Source organism: Rahnella inusitata, assembly GCF_003263515.1.
GTDB lineage: Bacteria > Pseudomonadota > Gammaproteobacteria > Enterobacterales > Enterobacteriaceae > Rahnella > Rahnella inusitata.
The window spans coordinates 255,289-277,036 of the sequence record NZ_JYDE01000017.1; the positions used below are offsets into that span (position 1 = coordinate 255,289).

20 protein-coding genes are annotated in these 21,748 nt (G+C 53.7%); 11 read left to right on the forward strand and 9 right to left on the reverse strand.

Annotated elements, in window-relative coordinates:
• Positions 1 to 21: 21 nt before the first annotated feature.
• Genes TU92_RS11045 through TU92_RS11060 form a run of 4 tightly spaced genes read left to right on the forward strand, consistent with a single transcriptional unit; the run spans position 22 to position 3,498 of the window.
• Positions 22 to 333, forward strand: coding sequence for a copper resistance protein (locus TU92_RS11045; protein WP_244207706.1), 312 nt, complete (start codon positions 22 to 24; stop codon positions 331 to 333).
• Positions 334 to 387: 54 nt separating this feature from the next.
• Complete coding sequence (locus TU92_RS11050) at positions 388 to 2,427, forward strand: protein-disulfide reductase DsbD family protein (protein ID WP_112167103.1); 2,040 nt, start codon at positions 388 to 390, stop codon at positions 2,425 to 2,427.
• Positions 2,427 to 3,011, forward strand: a complete 585-nt coding sequence (locus TU92_RS11055) for a DsbA family protein (RefSeq protein WP_112167105.1) — start codon at positions 2,427 to 2,429, stop codon at positions 3,009 to 3,011. Before TU92_RS11050 ends, TU92_RS11055 begins: the two co-directional genes overlap by 1 nt.
• Positions 2,998 to 3,498, forward strand: coding sequence for a protein disulfide oxidoreductase (locus TU92_RS11060; protein WP_112167107.1), 501 nt, complete (start codon positions 2,998 to 3,000; stop codon positions 3,496 to 3,498). Before TU92_RS11055 ends, TU92_RS11060 begins: the two co-directional genes overlap by 14 nt.
• Before the next feature lie 81 nt (positions 3,499 to 3,579).
• Here the strand turns inward: TU92_RS11060 and yejM are convergent, their stop codons facing one another.
• Both yejM and TU92_RS11070 read right to left on the reverse strand, forming a co-directional pair.
• On the reverse strand, positions 3,580 to 5,361 hold the full coding sequence (gene yejM / locus TU92_RS11065) for an LPS biosynthesis-modulating metalloenzyme YejM (RefSeq protein WP_112167109.1): 1,782 nt from the start codon (positions 5,359 to 5,361) through the stop codon (positions 3,580 to 3,582).
• Positions 5,362 to 5,385: 24 nt separating this feature from the next.
• The gene (locus tag TU92_RS11070) at positions 5,386 to 5,613 is read right to left on the reverse strand and encodes a YejL family protein (RefSeq protein WP_112167111.1); all 228 of its coding nucleotides are present in this window, start codon (positions 5,611 to 5,613) and stop codon (positions 5,386 to 5,388) included.
• Positions 5,614 to 5,834: 221 nt separating this feature from the next.
• Between TU92_RS11070 and yejK the strand changes: the two genes are divergently transcribed.
• Positions 5,835 to 6,836, forward strand: a complete 1,002-nt coding sequence (gene yejK / locus TU92_RS11075) for a nucleoid-associated protein YejK (protein WP_112167113.1) — start codon at positions 5,835 to 5,837, stop codon at positions 6,834 to 6,836.
• A gap of 151 nt (positions 6,837 to 6,987) precedes the next feature.
• On the opposite strand, the gene rplY is transcribed toward yejK, so the two are convergent.
• Positions 6,988 to 7,278, reverse strand: a complete 291-nt coding sequence (gene rplY / locus TU92_RS11080) for a 50S ribosomal protein L25 (protein ID WP_112167115.1) — start codon at positions 7,276 to 7,278, stop codon at positions 6,988 to 6,990.
• Positions 7,279 to 7,427: 149 nt separating this feature from the next.
• Positions 7,428 to 9,191, reverse strand: coding sequence for a DNA repair helicase RadD (gene radD / locus TU92_RS11085; RefSeq protein WP_112167117.1), 1,764 nt, complete (start codon positions 9,189 to 9,191; stop codon positions 7,428 to 7,430).
• A 353-nt stretch (positions 9,192 to 9,544) separates the two neighbouring features.
• Here radD and rsuA point away from each other — a divergent pair, with 353 nt between their 5' ends.
• Together rsuA and TU92_RS11095 are read left to right on the forward strand one after the other, a co-directional pair.
• Entirely contained in the window at positions 9,545 to 10,252 is a 708-nt protein-coding gene (gene rsuA, locus TU92_RS11090; RefSeq protein WP_112167118.1) for a 16S rRNA pseudouridine(516) synthase RsuA, read from the forward strand.
• Between the two features lie 32 nt (positions 10,253 to 10,284).
• Positions 10,285 to 11,484 carry a Bcr/CflA family multidrug efflux MFS transporter gene (locus TU92_RS11095; protein WP_112167402.1) on the forward strand — a complete coding sequence of 400 codons (1,200 nt, stop codon included), beginning with the start codon at positions 10,285 to 10,287 and terminating at the stop codon, positions 11,482 to 11,484.
• Positions 11,485 to 11,584: 100 nt separating this feature from the next.
• Here the strand turns inward: TU92_RS11095 and TU92_RS11100 are convergent, their stop codons facing one another.
• On the reverse strand, positions 11,585 to 12,940 hold the full coding sequence (locus tag TU92_RS11100; RefSeq protein WP_112167120.1) for an MFS transporter: 1,356 nt from the start codon (positions 12,938 to 12,940) through the stop codon (positions 11,585 to 11,587).
• Positions 12,941 to 13,124: 184 nt separating this feature from the next.
• Complete coding sequence (locus TU92_RS11105; RefSeq protein WP_112167122.1) at positions 13,125 to 14,108, reverse strand: LacI family DNA-binding transcriptional regulator; 984 nt, start codon at positions 14,106 to 14,108, stop codon at positions 13,125 to 13,127.
• Between the two features lie 219 nt (positions 14,109 to 14,327).
• On the opposite strand from TU92_RS11105, the gene idnO reads away from it, so the two are divergent.
• From idnO to TU92_RS11120, 3 genes are all read left to right on the forward strand, one after another.
• Complete coding sequence (idnO, locus tag TU92_RS11110) at positions 14,328 to 15,092, forward strand: gluconate 5-dehydrogenase (protein ID WP_112167124.1); 765 nt, start codon at positions 14,328 to 14,330, stop codon at positions 15,090 to 15,092.
• Positions 15,093 to 15,104: 12 nt separating this feature from the next.
• Positions 15,105 to 15,848, forward strand: a complete 744-nt coding sequence (locus TU92_RS11115; RefSeq protein WP_112167126.1) for an SDR family oxidoreductase — start codon at positions 15,105 to 15,107, stop codon at positions 15,846 to 15,848.
• A gap of 221 nt (positions 15,849 to 16,069) precedes the next feature.
• Entirely contained in the window at positions 16,070 to 16,987 is a 918-nt protein-coding gene (locus tag TU92_RS11120) for an Ig-like domain-containing protein (RefSeq protein WP_112167128.1), read from the forward strand.
• 67 nt (positions 16,988 to 17,054) lie between these two features.
• Here the strand turns inward: TU92_RS11120 and TU92_RS11125 are convergent, their stop codons facing one another.
• The 3 genes from TU92_RS11125 to TU92_RS11135 are packed head-to-tail and all read right to left on the reverse strand — an operon-like array spanning position 17,055 to position 20,727.
• The gene (locus tag TU92_RS11125; RefSeq protein WP_112167130.1) at positions 17,055 to 18,458 is read right to left on the reverse strand and encodes a cytochrome c; all 1,404 of its coding nucleotides are present in this window, start codon (positions 18,456 to 18,458) and stop codon (positions 17,055 to 17,057) included.
• Positions 18,455 to 20,110, reverse strand: coding sequence for a GMC family oxidoreductase (locus TU92_RS11130; RefSeq protein WP_112167132.1), 1,656 nt, complete (start codon positions 20,108 to 20,110; stop codon positions 18,455 to 18,457). The genes TU92_RS11125 and TU92_RS11130 overlap by 4 nt, the downstream gene beginning before the upstream one ends.
• Entirely contained in the window at positions 20,110 to 20,727 is a 618-nt protein-coding gene (locus TU92_RS11135; RefSeq protein WP_112167134.1) for a sorbitol dehydrogenase family protein, read from the reverse strand. The genes TU92_RS11130 and TU92_RS11135 overlap by 1 nt, the downstream gene beginning before the upstream one ends.
• 646 nt (positions 20,728 to 21,373) lie before the next feature.
• Here TU92_RS11135 and TU92_RS11140 point away from each other — a divergent pair.
• A complete protein-coding gene (locus TU92_RS11140; protein WP_112167136.1) occupies positions 21,374 to 21,718 on the forward strand; it encodes a YejG family protein in 345 nt (114 codons plus the stop codon).
• Positions 21,719 to 21,748 lie beyond the last annotated feature (30 nt).

Sequence of the window (21,748 nt, forward strand, 5' to 3'; positions counted from 1 at the left end):
TGTCTTGTCATACTAACTTGTATGACGCAGCGCATCGCCGGGCTGAACGCGTTGACTGCCATTTTGAAGCAGGACGCTGTGACGCAATCAGGTTCACCCGCGCTCAATGAACTGCCTTCTGACCTCTCGTCTATTCCCACCCCCTGCGAACTGGCCAGCAAATCGCTGCTGTCTGTGCCGCCATTACTCTTAGAATTTGCATTTCTGGCGCTGAGCCTGCTGCTGGCCTTTTTGTCACGGGGCAACATGGCGGCCATTCGCTGTCTTCTGCCCGAGGCCGTGCCTGTACCGCGATTGCGGGTACATCTGCGGCTGTGCGTTTTCCGGGAATAAAAATACGTCTGCGTTGTTCAACAGGACGTGATCTTTTATTTTTGGAGAAAATCTATGCGAAGTTTATTCAGGGCGGCGTTCGGCTGCTTTCTGATGCTCTGGCTGAATACCGGGACAGCGGCCGATTCCGGCTGGCTGCAAAGTCCGCAAAATACCCATGCGAAGGTGCGTTTGCAGGCTCAGCCTGCGGACGCTAATGCGCAACACACCCGGCTGCTGCTGTCTGTCAGTCTGGAAAAGGGCTGGAAAACCTACTGGCGATCGCCGGGCGAGGGCGGTATTGCACCCTCGATCAGCTGGCAGAATGCCGCCGTGGGCAAATCAGCCACCTGGTTCTGGCCGACGCCGTCGCGGTTTGATGTCGCCGGTATCACCACCCAGGGCTATCACGACGAAGTGAGTTTGCCGCTGGTGTTCGCTGGTAAAACGCCGGAAACGCTCTCCGGCACGCTGACGTTACCGGTGTGCAGCAACGTCTGCATCCTGACCGATTATCCTTTCAGTCTGGATCTGCGTAAATCCACGGAAAGCGAGGATTTTTCCCGTGAGTTTGCTGTGGCGATGGGCAAGGTACCGATTGCGCAGGGGCTGACGGATAAGGCTTCAGCGGGTTATCGCAGCGGAAGTTTGCAGATTGACGCTCACCGCGCTCAGGGCTGGCAAAAACCTGAACTGTTTATTGATACGCTGGAAGGCAGCGCGTTTGGTAAACCGGTGGTGAAGGTTGAGGGTGAGCAGCTGCGGGTGACGCTGCCGGTGACCGATGAGTGGGGCGATGATGCCGGTGAACTCAGCGGTAAAACCGTCAGTGTCGTGCTGAGCGACAATGGTCTTGCGCAGCAGATGAGCCTGAAGGTCGGCGCACTTCCTGCGCAGTCCGTAAAGGGGATCGCGTTGTGGCAGGTTGCGCTGATGGCGCTGGCGGGAGGATTTATTCTCAATCTGATGCCGTGCGTGCTGCCGGTCCTGGGTATGAAACTTGGTAGTATTTTGCAGGTGGCAGAGCGTGACCGGCAACGCGTCCGCGTACAATTTCTGGCATCTTCCGCCGGAATTATTACCTCGTTACTCGCGCTGGCTTTGCTGATGACGGTATTACGCCTGACTCATCAGACGCTGGGATGGGGAATTCAGTTTCAGAACCCGTGGTTTATCGGGCTGATGGTGCTGGTCACCGCGCTGTTTACCGCCAATTTGCTTGGCCTGTTTGAAATCAATCTGCCTTCTCGCATGACTACCCGCTTAGCGACGCAAAAACGCGGCGGATTAGCCGGTCACTTTGCCGAGGGCGCGTTTGCGACCCTGCTGGCGACGCCCTGCTCTGCGCCGTTTCTCGGTACCGCCGTGGCCTTTGCGCTGGCGGCTTCACTGCCGGTGCTGTGGGGCGTCTTCCTGATGTTAGGGGCAGGCATGAGCCTGCCGTGGCTGATGATTGCGCTGTGGCCGGGTCTGGCGCTGCGTCTGCCGCGCCCTGGCCGCTGGATGCTGCGACTACGGCTGACGCTCGGGTTCCTGATGCTCGCCGCCTGCCTGTGGTTGCTTAGCTTGATGCAAAATCACCTTTCTGTTCAGACGGTTATTATCATCGCCGCCTTATTATTGCTGGTACTGACAGTTGCTTCTGCCCGTCACTACGGTGTGCGCAGCACGGCCGCGGTGACCGGGGGCGGGCTTATTGTCGCGGTGATCATTTTCTTTGGTCTGACTTTCAGCTCAGGCAAGCCATCTGGCCGGGATGAAATTCGCTGGCAACCGTTGTCCGAACAGGCAATTGAGGACGCGCTGGCGCAGAACAAAGTGGTATTTGTGGATGTCACCGCTGACTGGTGTGTCACCTGTAAAGCCAATAAATATAACGTTCTGATGCGTGAAGACGTGCAAAAAGCGCTAACGGAAAATCACGTTGTCGCCCTGCGCGGTGACTGGAGTTTGCCGTCGAGAAACATCACCGAATTTCTGCAAAAACGCGGCAGCGTCGCTGTGCCTTTCAATCAAATTTATGGCCCGTCCCAGCCGGAAGGCGAAATTTTATCGCCACTGCTGACCCGTGAAGCCGTTTTACAAGGGCTGAAAAAAGCCCGCGGAGCTGAATAATGAAAATGTTAATGCTGATATTAATGATGGTAATTTCCCCGGCTGTGCTGGCGATGACGCCGGAGGAAACGCTGTTCAACAACCCCGCTACGCCGCACTTTGGCGCGAAAAATCCGCGGCTGACCATTGTGTCGTTTACCGATTATAACTGCCCGTATTGCAAACAGTTCGACCCGCTGCTGGAGCGGGTGGTGAAGGAAAATCCGGACGTATCCGTGGTCATCAAACTGCTGCCGTTTCGCGGGGCCAGTTCGATCATTGCCGGTCGCGCGGCGATGACCGTCTGGGAGCAGCATCCCGAAAAGTTTCAGGCGGTGCATCAGCGTCTTATGTCCAAAAAGGGGCCACATGACGAGGCCAGCGCGGTGGAAGCAGTGAAAAGCGTGGGACTTGCGCCAATCACGGTCACGCCCGCCAGTTATCTTGAACTGAAAACCAATGTGGAAATCGCCGAAGTGCTGGGTATTCAGGGCACACCGGCCACCATTATTGGCGATCAGCTGGTGGCAGGCGCGATCAGCTGGGACGATCTCAATAAACTTGTGAAGGAGCAGCTGGCAAAGGTGAAGCATGACAAAGCTTAAACGCTGGGCGCGTGAGCTGGGCATTCTGGTGCTGATTATTGTGGCCGTAATGTTCGCCATGGATTTCCTGCGCGGACCTCAGGCACCGGCTAATTTCGGCAGTCAGCCATTACAATTACTCGAAGGTCAGAAAATCACTTTGCTTGAACAAAGCCAGCAGCGACCGCTGCTGGTGTACTTCTGGGCAACGTGGTGCGGGGTATGCAAAATGACCACGCCAGACGTGGCGGCGCTGGCAGAAGAGGGTGGTAACGTTCTCTCCGTGGCGCTGCGTTCTGGCGATGAAGTGAAAATCCGGCAGTATCTGGCGGCGAAAAATATCGCGATGCCGGTGGTGAATGACCCGCTCGGCGAGCTTTCCGCCCAGTGGGACGTTGGCGTGACGCCGACGTTCGTCATTATTGATAAAGGCAGAGTGGTCAGCACGACCACCGGCTGGACATCGTACTGGGGGATGAAAGCCAGGCTGTGGTGGGCGGGGTTCTAATCCACATACTGACAAAACAAAAAGGCCTTCACTGACAGATCGGTGAAGGCCTTTTTTAACGATGTACTTTATGCAAAAAAATCAGTTGGCGAGGAAGCGTTTCTCGTCGGTCAGCACCTGAAGCAGAAGGCTCAGCTCAGGTTTTTGATCTTTAATGCGCTTACCGTTCTCATCGAACGCACGGTAATCGCCGTCGCTTTCCAGTTCCAGCGTCTGAGTTGGCGTGGTGATGACCAGCGTACCCTCATCGCTGGTGGTGACCCAGTTGTGACGGCGTTTGGCGGCAAACAAATCTTCGCCCTGCGAGTAATCTGCGGGGGAGGTTGTCACGTGGAGCAGGCGTTGCATGAGCGTGGTCATCACATCCGCATGCGCCGTCAGCTTGTCAATATTCTGCGCCGGGGTGCCCGGCCAGTGAATGATCAGCGGAACCTGCATTTGCTGGCGGTTCATTGTGTTGCCTGAACCCCATGTGCCGTTCTCGTTGAATTCAATGCCGTGCGAGGCGGTGATGACCACCACGGTTTTATCCAGTTCTCCGCGCTCTTTCAGCGATTGCAGGATAGTCGTGATTTGCTGATCAACGTTTTGCGCGCCGCGCTGATAACGATGAATAAAGGTGTTGCCCACCGGAACGCTGTCGCCGTTCTGACGCAGCGCGGAACTGATACCGTTGAGATTGACGTAAGAGAACCACGGGCCGTTGCCGCGTACGTTCAACCACTGCCTCCACTGGGCGACCGTCTGTTCATCAGTCTGTTTGACCGGTGCGGGCAGCGTAAAGTCGGTCAGCAGTGCCTGACGATACAGCGGATTATCAAAGCCGTCAGAGGCAAACAAACCAAATTCGTAGCCCTGATGTTCCAGAGAAGTGACCAGCGCCGAAGGTTTTCGCGCCGCCAGAATGCCCGGCATATAAGTCGGAGATATACCGTAGAACAGACCAAACTGGCCGGTATCTTCACGGTTGCCGGAACTGAAATGCTGGCCGAAACGGACATTCTCTCTGGCGAATTCTGTCAGCGCAGGCATATCCTGGTTTAGCGTGGACGTGTGAACGCCGTCGAGTACGACCATCAGCAGGTTGTATTTGGTACCGGTGGCGTTGAACGTGATGTTGTTCAGCGGATACTCTACGGCCAGTGCTTCCGGATTCCCTTGCTCAACAAGACGCTTCTGGTACTCCGCAGCATTTAGCAGACCGTGCTTCTCAAGGAATTTACGCGCCGTCATTGGATAAGACAGTGGCAGATTCGAGCGCTGCATGGTGATCGGACGATAAAAATTGGCATCCGCCCAGATATACATCAGGTGCGAAGCAAAGAAGCTGACGATAAACAGTACGACGATGGGTTTGGCGAAATTGCGGCGGTTCAGGCTGCGCAACTTCTGCCACGCCCAGGTACCAAAGAGCATTTCAAGCAGGAAAATCACCGGCAAGGCGATAAACATCAGCTGCCAGTCGCGCGCCATCTCACCCTGTCCGGGATTGACGACCAGCTCCCACACCACAGGATTAATGTGCAGGTGGAAGCGGGTAAAGACTTCGGTATCAACCAGCAGGAGCGTGAGCCCGGCGGTTGCCAGTATCGCTGAAAGGAATCGCAACAAACGTTGCGACATCACCACAAAGGTCAGTGGGAAGATGATCAGCAGATAGGCGGAGAAACCGATAAAACTGAAATGCCCAAGCCAGCTGACGAACGCGTAAATGCGACCTTGCAGCGAGGAAGGCCAGTCAGAAACAAACAGGTAGCGGCTGCCTAGCCCAAGAATGAGCAGGATATTAAACAGGGCGAACCAGTGGCCCCAGCTGATCATCTGGGAAACTTTTTCGCGATAGCGCTGACTATTTGTCACCATGAGAGGGTTTGGGCAAGTAAAGGATTAATGGGCTTTATCTTCTCTTATCGACGCTTGCAGAGCACTGGCGAAAGACTGAGATAACGCTTTGCGCTGTGCAGGAGCGACGCTGGTATTGATAAGGTTAGTCACCATATTGCCCAGAACCATCAAAGAAAGATCGGTTGGGGCGCGGTGCTTTTCCAGAACAGTTGCCAGCTCGGAAAGGAGTTGTTCAACGTGTTCGTCACTGTAACGGGATGATTGTGCCATAGAGTAATGTGCTTCTTGATCTGACAAAGTCCAATATCTTAACGTAACGCGCCCCCATTTTCCGCATTTTTATAACGAAGATAACGTTGCGTTATTGATCGCATCTATTAATCGGTATTTCCGCAGTGGGAGTGGTTGCGGCTTTGGCGCTTCAGTGTTTGAATACGCTCCGCAGGCAAACCCCTCTTACACGGCTGCATTTCAAACAGGAGAAAGTCCCCATGAGTCTGGATATCGAGCAGATCGCTCTGCACCAGTTGAACAAGCGCGATGAGCAAACGCTGGATGTTGTGCTGCGCGATACGCTTTTGACGCCTAATGCTGCCGTTGACGAAATGATGGCTGAACTGCACCGCGTTTATAGCGCAAAAAGCAAAGCCTATGGTCTGTTCAACGAAGACAGCGAGCTGAAAGAGGCGTTACGCAGCTGCCGCAAAGGGGACGATGATTTCCTGTCATTCAGCCGCGCCGCCACCGGCCGCCTGCGTGATGAACTGGCGAAGTATCCGTTCGCCGAAGGCGGCGTGGTGCTGTTCTGCCATTATCGCTTCTTAGCCGTTGAATATTTGCTGGTCGCAGTGCTCAGCAGCCGCAGCAGTATGCGCGTCAACGAACAGCTGGACGTTAGCAGCATTCATTATCTCGACATCAACCATGCGGATATCGTGGCGCGTATCGATTTGACCGAATGGGAAACCAATCCGGAATCCACCCGCTATCTGACCTTCCTGAAAGGCCGGGTAGGGCGCAAGGTCTCTGATTTCTTCATGGATTTCCTTGGCGCCGGGGTCGGGCTTGACACCAAAGCGCAGAACCGTGGCTTATTGCAGGCGGTCGATGATTTCTGTACGGAAGCGCAGCTCGATAAAAACGAGCGTCAGAATTACCGTCAGCAGGTTTATACCTATTGCAACGAGCAGTTGCAGGCGGGCGAAGAGATCGCGCTGGATGATTTGTCTGAAGAACTGCCGCCGTGGAATGACAAGAAATTCAAAGAATTTACCCAGGAGCAGGGCTATCAGCTGGAAGAAACTTTCCCGGCAGATCGCAGTACGCTGCGTCAGCTGACCAAATTCGCTGGCAGCGGCGGCGGTCTTACTATCAACTTTGATGCGATGCTGATGGGCGAACGTATTTTCTGGGATCCGGCGACCGACACACTGACCATCAAAGGCACACCGCCGAATCTGCGGGATCAGTTGCAGCGAAAATCCGGCAAATAAATAATGAGAAAATAGCCAGGTCGACTCCCTCCTCTGCGAAGGGGAGGAGCACAGCGCGAACCTGGATCGCAGCCAATAAAAAACACCGCCTGGGCGGTGTTTTTTATTTGTTCTCGCACGGCGTCCCGATGCGCAACAACCCGATCAGCGATTAAACGCGAACGAAGTCGATGTGAGCCAGTTTTGGCTTGAACGGGTGACGCTGTACAGCCTGAACTTTAACCAGGGTATCTTTACCGTCGATAACCAAAGTAATAGTTTCAGAGTAGAACTCCGCTTTAACTTCCATGTTCTTTACAGAATCATGGTCCAGTTTGATGGAAACTGGAGCAGCTGAGCCACCGTAAACGATAGCTGGGAATTTGTTTTCTGTACGCAGGCGGCGGCTCGCACCTTTGCCCTGCTCTGCTTCTGGACGTAATTCAACATTGATAGTGAACATTGTATGTTTCTCTATAAGAAATACTTCTTTATAAATTTGCCCCGCCACCTGCGACCGAGTGACGAGTTGAGTATTGCTGCTCCCACACATGGCGAAAGCGGGCGGTATGATACCGGAATACCCGTGGGACTAAAAGTCCTATCTGGATATTATCCGCGCAGCTCGTTGGCACGCCGGTATCGCCCCTCGTAATCAAACATCTTTTCCCGCACCTGCCAGAACTGACCTTTCATGCGTGCAACCACAAAATCCGGGTGCCGCAACAAAACCAGCTGCGCGACGATATCCGCCGCGGTGTTCCATTCGAGCGGTACACCCGGCGCGCGCTGATGCGGTCGCAGGAAATTATGCAAAAACGCCATTCGCTGGGCAGGCGTGCTAAGCCGGTAACGTTCGGACACGTCTGCGCCATCTTCATCGTAGTAGGTGATTTTCAGCCATTCGCCTTTATCGTCGCGCCCGTGTTCAAGATTCATGCCGCCGCAGCGTAGTACCAGTGCATCCTTCAGGCGCAGTGCGGCTTTGAGCATATCGTCAGGATCGACCAGAATTTCCTGACACTGATGGCAGCGGCGCGCGGCGATGTCGTTCTCTGCGCCGCAGTGCGGGCAGCTTTTGAAGCGAAAGCGGAAATCACACTGCTCGCGGTTGCCGTCGTCATCTTCCAGCACACCCTGACAGCGGCGGCCAAAATGCTCGATAATCGTGCCGTCTTCAGTGGTTTTCCCCCAAAAGATATTGGCGAAGCCGCAGGCCGGGCAGAACACCTGCACCGGTTTGTTATCGCCCGCAGGCTTATGGCTGCCGACTTCCGGTGTAAAGAGGTCATGCGGATTTCCGGCGTAATCGAGGATCAGACAGTCAGTTTTTCCCGGCGCGAGACGCAGCCCGCGTCCGACAATTTGCTGGTACAGGCTGACGGATTCGGTTGGCCGCAAAATGGCTATCAGGTCGACGTGCGGCGCATCGAAGCCGGTGGTCAGCACTGAAACGTTCACCAGATAGCGTAACTGCTGCTGTTTAAAGGCGGTGATCAGCCGGTCACGCTCGACCGCATGGGTTTGTGCGCTGATAAGCGCCGCTTCGCCTTTTGGCAGCAGACCGAAAATCTCCCCTGCGTGTTCGACAGTGGAGGCAAAGATCATGACGCCTTTGCGATCCTGCGAGAATTCGACAATCTGGCTGATGATGTGCGGCGTGATGCGTTTTTGCTGGCGCAGTTCGTTGTTGAGATCCGCTTCACTGAACAGCCCGTTGTTGTTGGCCTGTAAACGGCTGAAATCGTAGCTGACCACCGGCATGTCCAGCCGCTCCGGCGGCACCAGAAAGCCATTTTTGATCATGTAACGCAGCGGGAGTTCATAAATACAGTCGCGGAACAGGCTGTTGGCGTCGCCGCGCACAATGCCCTGATGGTGATACTGATAAATCCAGCCTTTGCCGAGACGATAGGGCGTGGCCGTCAGCCCGAGCAGCCGCAGGCGCGGGTTCTGCGCTTTCAGGTGGGTGATGATTTGCTGGTACTGGCTGGTATCGTCGTCGGAAATCCGGTGGCATTCATCGACAATCAGCAGGGAAAACTCGCCGCTGAATGCCGCCAGATTGGGGGCGACGGACTGCACGCTACCAAACACCACTTTGCCGCTGCTTTGTTTAAGATTCAGCCCGGCGGCGAAGATGTCCGCCTCCAGACCGTAGGAAAGATATTTGCTGTGATTTTGCGCGACCAGTTCTTTGACGTGCGCCAGCACCAGCACGCGGCCACGCGCCACGCGGGCCAGTTCGGCAATCACCAGACTTTTTCCGGCGCCTGTGGGCAGCACAATCACCGCCGGTTCATCGTGCTGACGGAAATGACGCAGCGTGGCATCCACGGCATCTTGCTGATAGGGGCGGAGTGTAAAAGCAGTCACGGTTTACCAGTCACCTTTTGGTTTTTTCCTGTAAATAACCACAGTGGTGAAGTATGCCAAGAAATCCGCCGGATGGCGATGAGCAATCAAATCACCCGACGTGAATGTTTAGCCTGCTTATTTTTATGTTTTCCTTCTAGGATGCTCCGCTAAGCGCGGCTATACTCTCTGTCTCAATGCGGCAGTGCGTCTGCCCCCTCGAAGTAATAATCACGTTTTGCAGTTATTGCGAATTGAAAGTATTACGAACCGAACAACCCTGAACCCTGTCAGTTGCTTAAATGCGGCGGCGGGGTCTTGTGTTTTATCAGTAACGCGGTCACTCAGATCGCCATGTAAGGCAAGCCGATCCAATGCGTCTGGACAAGTTTCTATCTCAGCAATTAGGTGTAAGCCGCGCGCTCGTGCTGCGCGAGCTTCGCAATAAACGTGTCACCGTTGACGGTGACATCGTCAAAACCGGCGCGATGAAAATCAGCCCCGAGCAGGTCGTCGCCTTCGACGGCAATGTGCTGGATCAAATCACCGGTCCACGTTATTTCATGCTCAACAAACCGCAGGGCTACGTATGTTCTACGGACGATCCCGATCATCCGACCGTGCTGTATTTTCTCGAAGAGCCAGTAGCGTACAAACTGCATGCGGCAGGACGCCTGGATATCGACACCACTGGTCTGGTGTTGATGACCGACGACGGCCAGTGGTCGCACCGTGTTACCTCGCCTCGCCATCAGTGCGAAAAAACCTATCTGGTGACGCTCGAGAATCCGCTGGCTGATGACACCGCCGCGCAGTTCGAAGCGGGCGTGCAACTGCACAACGAAGATTCTCTGACCAAACCGGCGCAGCTCGAGCAAATCGATGAGCGTGTTGTGCGACTGACCATCAGCGAAGGCCGTTACCATCAGGTGAAACGCATGTTTGCTGCGGTGGGCAACCACGTGGTGGCGCTGCATCGTGAGCGTATCGGCGAGATCGTGATGGATGAAGATTTAGAGCCGGGTCAGTACCGTCGTTTAACTGAGCAGGAAATTGCCAGCGTTGGCATGCCTGGGCGATAGTTTTACTTTGTCTTATTAATTGGGTGGTGAACGTGCAGGAAAAACCGGTATCCCATATTGGATTGATTTTCATTCTGGGATTGATATCGATGCTGATGCCTTTAGCTATCGATATGTATCTGCCAAGTATGCCCGTGATCGCGCAGGAATATGGTGTTCCGGCGGGCAGTGTGCAAATGACCCTCAGCGCGTACGTGCTGGGTTTTGCGATAGGGCAGCTGTTTTACGGGCCGATGGCGGACAGCCTCGGACGTAAGCCGGTCATTTTCTGGGGCGTAATGATCTTTGCGGTAGCGGCCGGTGCCTGTGCGATGGCGCAGTCGGTCGAGCAACTGGTCTGGATGCGCTTCCTGCACGGGTTAGCTGCTGCGGCTGCCAGCGTGGTGATCAACGCGCTGATGCGCGATATGTTCACCAAAGACGAGTTCTCGCGAATGATGTCTTTCGTGGTGCTGGTGATGACCGTCGCGCCGTTGCTCGCTCCAATGCTGGGCGGCGTGCTGATGGTGCTGTTTAGCTGGCACGCGATTTTCTGGGCGATGGCCATTGCTGCCCTGATTGCCGCTACGTTGGTGGCGGTATACATCAAAGAAACGTTGCCCAAAGAGCGAAGACAAAAATTCCATCTGCGCACCAGTATCGGCAACTTCGTGTCGCTGTTTCGCCATAAGCGCGTGCTGAGTTATATGCTGGCGAGTGGTTTCTCGTTCGCCGGGATGTTCTCCTTCCTCAGCGCCGGTCCGTTCGTGTATATCGAACTTAACGGTGTTTCGCCGCAGCACTTCGGCTTTTACTTTGCGCTGAACATCGTGGCGCTGGTTATCCTGACTATCATAAACAGCCGCAACGTCCGCCGCGCGGGCGCGGTGAAAATGTTCCGCTTCGGCCTGTTCGTACAGCTGGTGATGGGCATCTGGCTGGTGGTGGTCTGTTTGCTCGGGTTACCGTTCTGGGCGATGGTGATGGGCGTGGCAGGTTACGTCGGCGTAATTGCGATGGTGACGTCCAATGCGATGGCGGTGATCATGGATGATTTCCCGCATATGGCAGGCACCGCAGCGTCGCTGGCGGGAACGATTCGTTTCGGTACAGGTGCGGCGATCGGTTCAATCCTCTCGTTGTTTACCGCGAAAAGCGCCTGGCCGATGGTGGGCTCGATGGCGTTTTGCGTGATTGCGGCCACCTTGCTGTATCTGTATGCCAGCCGTCCGGCGAAAGTGACGGTTAACTGAGCCCGTACAGCCCCTCCCTGCGAAGGGGAGGGGCGTTAACTCAGATTTTGCCTGCTCTGCCCCTCCCGACCTCTCCCATCGCAGAGGGATGCGTTAATAGTTAACCCACTATCTCCGCTTTAACTCCCTGAACCCTGCGTGCCGCTTTGGCTCTGGCATATTCATCGGCCATCGCTTTGGCTTTAGCGCCGGGGATCAGCGCCATATCACACTCTTTCGGCAGTAGCGTGGTGACCGCAGCTGCAATCAGCAGCGAGGCGACCAGGGCGTAAATCGCCGTGCTCTGACCGTACAGACTGACCAGCACGCCGACCAGATATGGGCCGCAGAAACCGCCCAGATTTCCCAGACCGTTAATCACACCGCGCGCACTGCCGGCCACTTCCGGCGTGGTGACTTTGCCCGGAATGGTCCAGAAGGCGCTGGTGGCGGCCTGCAGGAAGAAACCGGCACCGACCAGGAAACCGTAGGCCGCCATGATGTTGTGGCCAAAAGCCACCGACGCCGCCAGACAGGCCGCGAATCCACACAGCGGCAGGGCGATGAACATGCGGCGTTTACCGGTTTTATCGGACAACACCGACATCGCCAGGATCCCCAGCATCGTGCCCACGTAAGGAATGATGGCCAGCATGCCGACTGAACTCATGTCGCCGCCGGTCAGGTTTTTCAGGATGGTGGGCAGCCACAGCGTGTAGCCGTAAATCCCGGTCTGATAGAAGAAGTTAATGATGATCAGTTTGACGATAGAACCGTTGCGAAATACCTCTTTCAGCGGCGCATTATTCACCGGCGCCAGTGCGCGCAGGGCGTCGCGTTCGCGGTTCAGCTCCGTCACCAGATAATCGCGTTCGCGTTCAGACAGCCATTTGGCTTCTTCAGGACGATCGCTGATGGTGAACCACCAGAACAGCATCACTACAAAGGACAATGCTCCTTCGATGATGAATAACCAGCGCCAGTCGAGCGTGTCCAGAATCAGGCCAGACAGCGGAGCCGTGATCATCCCGCCCAACGGTGCGAACATCAGTACATAGGCATTGGCGCGGCCACGTTCTTTGTCCGGGAACCAGTTGCTGACCATGGTCAGCACCACCGGCAGCATCCCGCCTTCCGCCACGCCCAGCGCAAAGCGCAGGAACAGCAGCTGGTACTGGTTAGTGATAAAGCCGGTGAGGATGGAAATGATTGCCCAGGCAATCAGCGAGCAGGCGATAAATTTGCGACCGCTGCCGTGAACGGCGAGGCTGCCGCCGGGGACTTGCAGGAATAAATAACCGATAAAGAAAATACCCGCAGCCAGTCCGGCCATCGAGGCGGTAATGCCTAATTCGGCATCCATTCCGCCGGGCATGGCGAAACTAATATTCACCCTGTCCATGAACGAAATAATGCAGGCGATAAGAATGGGAGCAATGACGCGTAACCAGCGGGCCTTAGGAATCTTATTATTCATATTCTTTCCTCTGTGTACTTGTATCCGGCGATGACCTAATAAAAGCATTTTGAGGAAAGTATTTCGTGACATGAGTCACGTTGAATTATGTTAAGAAAAGGTGTTACCCGTAACGTGATCCTGCGCCACACTTCGGGCAGGGGACAAGGGATGTTTACCCCTGAAGAGAAGGGCGCAGGCCGCGTTAAATGGTGCCGCCAAGAGAGATCCGGTAATGTAAATCGACGCGTTCGATGGTCGGCAGGTTTTTGATTTTCTTAAGCAATATCTCGGCCACCACTTTGCCCATTTCGAAGCGCGGGGTAATAACACTGGCCAGCAGTGGCGTGGTCGCCAGGCCGATATCCAGCCCGTGGAAGCCGGAAATTGCCATATCCTGCGGGACACGGATCCCGAGTTTTAGGCATTCCTGTAACACGCCTACCGCAATATCATCGTTGGTACATAAAATCGCGTTAGTCTGCGGATCCAGCTGACGCGCCATCGCTAACATGCCTGCGCCAATCGACACTGAAGAGACTTTATTGGGTGTGATGTGCAGCGGCGTGAGTCCGCGTTCATCCATCGCACGGCGGTAACCCTGATAGCGTTTCTGGTCGCGCGCGTCAGACATCGACCCGAAATACACCACATGTTCTTTGCCGCTGGCGAGCAGGGTATTTGCCATATCGTAACCGGCCTGCTGATTGTCAAAACCGACGGCGATGCGGCCATGTGTATCATCCAGATCCATCACCTGCGCGACGGGAATTTCGGCGGCATTGAGGTATTTATCGGCTTTCAGCGTGTGGACGCAATCGGTGAGGATCAGCCCCGCCAGCTGATAACCCAGCAGGTTGATGATGTGTTCTTCTTCGCGCTCTTTACTGTAATCGTAATTAACGACCAGCGTCTGGTAGCCCTGCGCGGCGGTGACGGATTCAATACCGGCCAGCAAATCGGAAAAAATCTGGTTATTGAACGAGGGTACCAGGATGCCGATGCGCGGCGCTTTGGCAGGCCCGCGCGCTTCTTCCAGCGGATACCCGACTTCTTCCATGACTTTGGTGATGCGTTCGCGGGTTTCAGGAGACACTTTTTCCGGCGTGCGCAGAAAACGGCTGACCGTCATCTTGGTAACATCCGCCAGTTGGGCGATGTCCTGTAGTGTCACGCGCTGGTTTCTCATGCTTTTTGTCCTGGTTTTCCTGACTGCTTTGCTCAATAACGTTACCTGAATATTGAAACAGAAAGCGCCGGAGATTGTTATCAAAATGATGATGATCACATCAGGGGTAACAGGGTTTTTTAACATCCTTCAAAGTGATCTGCATCACGGTTTGCCCGCGCCTAAAACGTTGTAGTGTGGCTAACTTCCTGGAACCGCTTCCCTCATAAGGCCAACGCTATGACAAATCTCTTCTCACTGGATAATAAAAAGATACTGGTTACCGGCTCCACGCGCGGTCTGGGTTTCCTGCTGGCGAAAGGGCTGGCGCAGCACGGTGCCGAAATTATCGTCAACGGCACACAGACTGAATCTACACAGAAAGCGGCGGAAGCACTGCGCGCCGAAGGATTTATCGCTCACGCCGTCTCGTTTGATGTCACCAACAGTCAGGCGGTAAATCAGGCGATTGACCATATCGAAAGCAAAATCGGACCGATTGACGTGCTGATTAATAACGCCGGGATCCAGCGCCGTCACAAGTTTACCGAGTTTCCGGAAAAAGACTGGGACGACGTGATCGCCGTGAACCAGAAATCAGTGTTCCTCGTTTCGCAGGCCGTGGCGCGGTATATGATCCAACGTGAGCGTGGCAAAATCATCAACATCGGTTCAATGCAAAGTGAGTTGGGCCGCGACACCATCACGCCTTACGCTGCGTCTAAAGGCGCGGTGAAAATGCTGACGCGCGGGATGTGCGTGGAGCTGGCGCGCTACAATATTCAGGTGAACGGCATTGCGCCGGGCTATTTCAAAACCGACATGACGCAGGCGCTGGTGGATAACAAAGAGTTCTCCGACTGGCTGTGCAAACGTACGCCGGCTGCGCGCTGGGGAAATCCGGAAGAGCTGGTAGGCGGTGCGGTGTATCTGTCTTCCAAGGCCTCGGACTTCGTCAATGGGCATCTTCTTTTCATTGATGGCGGCATGTTAGCGGCTGTTTAATAAGGAGTTACGATGAATAAGACTGCACTCATCACCGGCGGTGGCAGCGGCATCGGGTTAAGCGCCGCGAAGGCGCTGGCCGCCACCGGATTCACAGTGATCCTGGCCGGACGGAATATCCAAAAACTGGAGCAGGCCGTCGCACAGTTCGCGCAAGGGCAGGCGGTGGCGCGGCAGCTTGACGTTACCAACCCGCAGTCCGTGGCGGCGCTGTTTACGGAAATTCAGCAAACTTTCGGCAGGCTGGATCTGTTGTTCAATAACGCCGGTAATAACGTGAAAGATGTGCCAATCGAAGAGCTTGCGGTAGAAGACTGGCTGTCAGTGATTAATACCAATCTGACAGGCACTTTTTTGTGTACTCAGGCGGCGGTAAAACTGATGAAACAGCAGTCGCCGCAGGGAGGGCGCATTATCAATAATGGATCGATTTCGGCGCAGTCTCCGCGCCCGAATTCTGCCCCATACACCGCCAGCAAACATGCGATCACTGGCTTGACCAAATCCACGGCGCTTGATGGCCGCGCGTTTAATATCGCCTGCGGTCAAATCGACGTGGGAAATGCGGCGACTGACATGGGTAACAAGGCGTTGGCGGGCAGAATGCAGGCCGACGGGCAAATCGCTGAGGAGCCGGTGATCCCGGTGGAACGCGTCGGGGAAGCGGTGGCGTTTATGGGCGGATTACCGCTCGATACCAACGTTCTGACAATGACCGTAATGGCGAGTGCCATGCCACTGGTCGGACGGGGATAATGACTGGAAACGGGGATTGATGGTTTATATATCATTCCCGTTCAGTTATATATTTATTGAATGAATGAAAATTATTAAAATATATTTATTTCAAATGGTTTTGTCTCAGTAATGACACGTCTCTGACCTAATTATTCCTCTTTTTGATTATGTTACTTTGAAAATCTAACAGAGAACGCGCTGTTAGATGTGAAATAACTTAAGTCAACCGGAGGGTTAATATGTTCATTAAAAATAAACTACTGCCTTTTTTACTTTTAACTATCAGCAGTTCACTGTATTCATGTTGGAGTCTGGCCACTGAAGTGGTGAATGTCCCCGATGATAAATTTCGTGCTTGCCTGAATGATCATCTTGGTAAACTCCCTGCTATGCCTCTGACAGATACCGAGCTCGCGGGTTTAACGGGTCAGATTAGCTGTGCGGAAATGGGTATTGCGGATATTACAGGTGCAGAAAATCTTATTAATGTCACTTATTTAAATGTTGAATATAATCAGTTAACGTCTTTACAGCCTTTGGTGAACATGACGCAACTTACGCGCCTTGCTGCAGGAGGAAACCACATTACCACGGGCTCTCCTCTGAAAAATCTTACTCATCTTAACGATCTGGATCTGAATAATAATAGTTTAACCTACGGTGATTTCATTTCAGAAATGACTTCTTTAGAAAGCCTTAATCTGAGCAGTAATAATATCCGCACATGTCCCGGCATTGAAAATTTGGTAATCTTAAAAAATCTATATCTTCAGGGTTCGAGAATGACAGATATATCGAACTTTTCGGGTCTTATGCAGTTAGAGCAACTTGAGTTATCGGATAATGGCATTAGTGATTTATCTGCATTATCTGGAATGAAGTCTTTAACATTTTTGGATGTAAATTCACAGGATGTACAGATAGACCCTGTGCCAAATACCGGTTCACTTACCCTTAATGATCCTGTGATAAATGTTGATGGTTCGCCAATTCCTGTCACCTCTGTCAGTAATGGAGGGATATATAATAATGGCCAGATTATCTGGTCTGCTATTCCTGAAAATACTGAAGAAGTGACGTTTGAGTTTAATCAATCAATAAGTATTGATGGCCTGGAAGTCCCCTTTAGTGGTCAGGTGACTCAGTATCTTGAATAAACGTAGAAAACTAAGAAAAACGGCCCAGACAGGGCCGTTTTGCATTGCATTTCACAGCGGCGGAAGATTACGCCGCTTTGTGTTTACGCCTTCTGCCGAGCCAGAAAATCAGCACCAACAGAATCACTACGCCCGCGACCATCGCCGGAGCCATGAACGGTTGCAGCTGTGCCAGCAGGGTGACCGGTCCCCCTGCACGTAACACCGCGACATCCTGCGCGTTGACCTCAATGGTCGGGTTGCCGTAATTCTTCAACACATAGTTGGAGATGTCAGCGATTTGCTGATCGTCGAGCTGGCCGACGTACGAACCCACACCAAATTTCGGCATCAGCACGTGATGGTCACCGACCTGACGATCTACGCCGTAAAGGATGGCGGAAATCAGGTTGGAGGCATTACCCATGCCGGTGGCGGTGTTGTTGAACAACGACGGATACGCCTGATTTTTGCTGCCTGAGCCGTCCGGCTGGTGGCAACTGGCGCAGTAGCCGCTAAACAACGCGGCACCGTTATCAATGGTGTGATTGGCGTTGTACGGATGCGCGCCGCGCAGACCGTCTTCCACATTGACCGGTTTACCAAAGGTATCCGCTGCCTGCGTATCACGCGGGTCACGTACCGGCGTGCTGTTTTTCAGGTAGAAGGCGATGGCATTGAGATCGGTATCAGACATATATTGCAGACTGTTTTGCACGGCTTCTGCCATGCCACCGGCGGCCTGATTTTTCCCGGCAGTTTTGCCGGTTTTCAGGTATTCCACCAGCTGCGGCTGCGACCAGTTACCGATGCCGCTCACCGGATCAGAACTGATGTTCGGTGCATACCACGGACCGACCATGCCGCCCGCCAGTGGTTTATCCGTCACGGAACCCATCATCAGGTTACGCGGAGTGTGGCAGGTATCACAGTGACCGGCGCCGTTCACCAGATACGCACCACGGTTCCATTGCTCGCTTTTGGTCGGATCCGGTTTAAACGGCGTGCTGTCGAGATACATCATGTTCCAGCCGGCCATCGCAATACGCATGTTGAACGGGAACGGCAGGGCGGTTTCAGTATTTGGCTGCTCGACCGGCTTCACACCTTCTTTGAAATAGACATAGAGCGCATGCATGTCGGCATCGCTCATATGGCTGTAAGAGGTGTAAGGCATGGCAGGATAGAGGTTTGCGCCGTCCGGACGCACCCCTTCGCGCACCGCACGGACAAACTGCTCTTCGGTGTAGTTACCGATACCAAACTGTTTCGACGGCGTGATATTGGTGGTGTAAATCGTGCCCATCGGAGAGTGGATTTCATACCCACCGGCAAAGGCTTTACCGCCTTCCGGCGCGGTGTGACAGGCCTGACAGTCGGCCGCAGTCGCCACCTCTTGCCCTTGGCGGATAAGCTCCGCCTGATTATCCTGCGCGAGTGCGAATCCGCTCAGTGAGGCACTTAACAGGCAGGCAACAAGGATTTTCTTCATGCTGCACCCGCCAGTTTTTTCGCCATATCATCCGCTGCTTTCAGACCGAGCGCGGCCATGGTCAGCGTACTGTTCACCACGCTGGAGGACGGGATCGCCCCGCCGCCCGGCAGCCACAGGTTGGCATGGTCGTGCGCACGGCATTCGCCGTTGACCACGGAATCCTTTGGATCATTGCCCATGATGGTGCCGCCCATGATGTGGTTGTTGGCGTTCAGGCTGGTGGTGATGTTGAATTCTTCTGCCATAAACAGCGAGCCGATATGTTCCAGCTGCTTGTGCGCCGCTTCCGCACCTTTACGTACATAATCGCCGACGTCGTAATGAATATCCGGGCACGGCAGGCCGTGTGGATCTTTGCGCGTGGTGCTAAGCGTCAGGCGGTTGTTTGGATCCGGCAAAGGCTCCAGGCTGATGGATAAATCCACGCCGAAGATAGAACGGCGGCGGATTTCTTCATCCAGCTCTTTGCCCACCAGACCCATCTGCAACGCTTTGGACGTTGCCGGGATCACGCGGCTTATGTTGTTGAGGATCATCTTGTTGGCGGAATAATCCTTGCGGAAATCCCCGTCGCGCGGGCCGACCAGACAGCTGCTCTGCGCCGGGCCACGGCCAATCCACAGCGGCTCTTTAGCGATGAAAGTACAGTGAAAGCCGGAGTGATCCATCATGTTACGGCCAACGTGATCGGATGAGTTGGCGATACCGTTCGGGTTCTTTTCGTTAGCAGCCATTAGCAGCAGACGCGGGGTTTCGATGCCGTTACAGGCCAGTGCAAAGACTTTGCCGGTCGCCTTATGTGATTTCTTCTGATTATCCAGCCAGTGAACCGCCGTCACATTGTTGTTTTCGTCGGTATCAATCTTGTAAACCACGGCTTCGGCCAGTACCACGGCGCCTTTGTTTTCGGCACGTTCGACGTGGGCGATACCATTATACATCGCACCGATCGGGCAAATTGGCTGGCAGTTATTGTTACCACAACAGGTCGGGCGACCGTTCCACGGACGCGTGCTGCGGCCCTGCGGGATCGGCACCGAGCGGTAACCATGCGGGTTAACGATTTCGGCAAAGCGGGTATCGCCGTAACCGTAAGGCACCTGTTCCATCGGGTAAGGTTTGCTGCGCTCCACGGGGGATTGCAATGCAGGATCGTTCGGACCTGCTACGCCGATTTCTTCTTCCGCGCGACAGTAATAGGGTTCGAGTTCCTCGTAGGAAATCGGCCAGTCTCGACCCACGCCGTACAACGTCTTCATTTTGAAATCGTTAGGGACGTGACGCCAGCAGGACGCCGCCCAGTGCCAGGTGGTGCCGCCGACGGTGCGCAGATAACCCTGTTTAAAGCTGCTCGCGCTCGGGCCTGTCAGATGCACATAGTTATTTTCAGGGAAGTACAACGGTGCGGGGGCGTTCTCTGACTGCGGATAAAGCCCCTGAAAATCAGAGCCGGCGCGGTTTTCAAACGGCATATTGCGCCAGTTTTCTACTGCCTGCGCGCGTTCGATACGCAAACCTGCTTCCAGCACCAATACAGAATATCCCTGGCTGACCAGTTGATCGGCAATCATGCCGCCCACGACGCCGGAACCGACAACGATCACATCAGCAGACGCATCGCCGTCTGCGGTAAATTCGGGTTTTTTCATCAGGCTTTGCTCACATCAGCAGATTCAGAAGTATTGGTGAAACGGTCAGCGTTCATTGATTCAGGCATCGCGGCGTCGGGTGGCGCGGCGGTGAAGTACAGCGGACCGTTGCCGCAGTAGGTCGGCACAATCAGGCCGTCGCTTACCGGGCGGTACATCAGGGCATCTTTATAAGAAATTAGAATGGAATCGGTACCATGACCGACAGTGCCGGTGTACCACGCGGTGACGATGCTGGTCACCAGTTCACCCAGGCCGTTTTGCTTCGCGGCTTCCTGCAAGGCTTTGGCGGATTGCCCCGGCCTGACCAGCGCGTGGAGTTTACTGACCTGTGCGGCGAAATCCGGCTGCGAGCGGTGGAATGCGTTAAAAATCTGGGCTGAAGAGCCTTCGCTGATATTTTTATGTTCGGTGATGGCCTGTGAGACCAGATAGAACTGCCCGAAGATCACCGGCGACTGCGTGGCGGTTTCTTTTTCGGCCTGACTCAGGAAGGGAAAGCCGAGCAGGGTGGTGGCGACCATCGCTGAGGTTAAACCTTTCAGCAGTTCGCGACGACTGAAACCGGTTCCATTCGCGGTCGCATTGTTTCCATTGATTGAAGGATCGTTTTCCATCTCATTTCTCGCTGGGTTGGGTGTGAGCCAAATGACTCAGGAATGCGTAATTCAACGACTCATTATGATATTTATCAGAAGGTTAAGGCGGGTGTCTTTCATCCTGACAGGTTATATCAGTAATAACGATGCGGATGATAAGCCAAAAATGAGGGTTTTGTGCAAACAAATTGTGCGGATTTATTAACATTAGATCCAGATTTTAACGTATGATGCGGCGCGATAAAAAGTGTAACCAACCGGTTCATTTCACTATGAAATTAGTGACGCGGTCAGGGGATATGCCGTCGGTTAAAAGGAGCACTTTCCTGATTTTTATGGGTTTTTAGGTGTGAAGGTTTTTTCACCCCCCTGTAATTTGTATATTAATTGTAAAGAAATAGAAGTTAAAAAGTAGCCGCTAATGATGAAAATGGTTGTTAAATAAGGCTGAAAAGGTTACAAAGAAGCCAAAATGAGATCTGGCTCTCAGAACCATTGGGAGCGGACTAAAAAGGGTTACAGATTACGGATGTATGACTGATTGCGTTAATTTAATGTTAATTATTTGAGCGTAAATTGGGAAAAGCACATTCCGTCGTCTATAACTGGTATAGATGTAACGAATTTGTAGATGATTTGTTTGAATCATTGTCTGGGGAATCCCGTGAATAATATCCAACTTTCGGTAGTACATCGTTTGCCGCAAAGTTATCGCTGGATGTCAGGTTTTGCCGGTATCAAAGTTGAACCGATTCCGCTGCCTGGCAACGAAGAAGATAACAATCTGATTGGCCTGAAATTGTTGAGCCATGAGGGTGAGTTTGCCTGGCAGGTGATGCATCAGCTGACCAACGCGCTGGAAGATATCCAGGTGAAAGCGGCGATCGTCGAAATCGACGGCGAGCCTTGTCTGTTTGTGCGTCGCGAAGATGAAAGCGCCACGCTCTGCTGCCTGAAGAATATCGGGGCGGCCATTGCCGAATCGATCACCGCGCTTTATCCGTTCTGACAGCCTGACGATCACTGCGTCAGGCGTCTC

Coding starts and splice junctions, on each gene's coding strand:
- TU92_RS11070 (WP_112167111.1), bottom strand. CDS start 5,613: ATGGCACAATCATCCCGTTACAGTGACGAACACGTTGAACAACTCCTT.
- rsuA (WP_112167118.1), top strand. CDS start 9,545: ATGCGTCTGGACAAGTTTCTATCTCAGCAATTAGGTGTAAGCCGCGCG.
- TU92_RS11045 (WP_244207706.1), top strand. CDS start 22: ATGACGCAGCGCATCGCCGGGCTGAACGCGTTGACTGCCATTTTGAAG.
- TU92_RS11105 (WP_112167122.1), bottom strand. CDS start 14,108: ATGAGAAACCAGCGCGTGACACTACAGGACATCGCCCAACTGGCGGAT.
- TU92_RS11050 (WP_112167103.1), top strand. CDS start 388: ATGCGAAGTTTATTCAGGGCGGCGTTCGGCTGCTTTCTGATGCTCTGG.
- rplY (WP_112167115.1), bottom strand. CDS start 7,278: ATGTTCACTATCAATGTTGAATTACGTCCAGAAGCAGAGCAGGGCAAA.
- TU92_RS11130 (WP_112167132.1), bottom strand. CDS start 20,110: ATGAAAAAACCCGAATTTACCGCAGACGGCGATGCGTCTGCTGATGTG.
- TU92_RS11100 (WP_112167120.1), bottom strand. CDS start 12,940: ATGAATAATAAGATTCCTAAGGCCCGCTGGTTACGCGTCATTGCTCCC.
- TU92_RS11115 (WP_112167126.1), top strand. CDS start 15,105: ATGAATAAGACTGCACTCATCACCGGCGGTGGCAGCGGCATCGGGTTA.
- TU92_RS11135 (WP_112167134.1), bottom strand. CDS start 20,727: ATGGAAAACGATCCTTCAATCAATGGAAACAATGCGACCGCGAATGGA.
- idnO (WP_112167124.1), top strand. CDS start 14,328: ATGACAAATCTCTTCTCACTGGATAATAAAAAGATACTGGTTACCGGC.
- TU92_RS11060 (WP_112167107.1), top strand. CDS start 2,998: ATGACAAAGCTTAAACGCTGGGCGCGTGAGCTGGGCATTCTGGTGCTG.
- TU92_RS11120 (WP_112167128.1), top strand. CDS start 16,070: ATGTTCATTAAAAATAAACTACTGCCTTTTTTACTTTTAACTATCAGC.
- yejM (WP_112167109.1), bottom strand. CDS start 5,361: ATGGTGACAAATAGTCAGCGCTATCGCGAAAAAGTTTCCCAGATGATC.
- TU92_RS11055 (WP_112167105.1), top strand. CDS start 2,427: ATGAAAATGTTAATGCTGATATTAATGATGGTAATTTCCCCGGCTGTG.
- yejK (WP_112167113.1), top strand. CDS start 5,835: ATGAGTCTGGATATCGAGCAGATCGCTCTGCACCAGTTGAACAAGCGC.
- TU92_RS11125 (WP_112167130.1), bottom strand. CDS start 18,458: ATGAAGAAAATCCTTGTTGCCTGCCTGTTAAGTGCCTCACTGAGCGGA.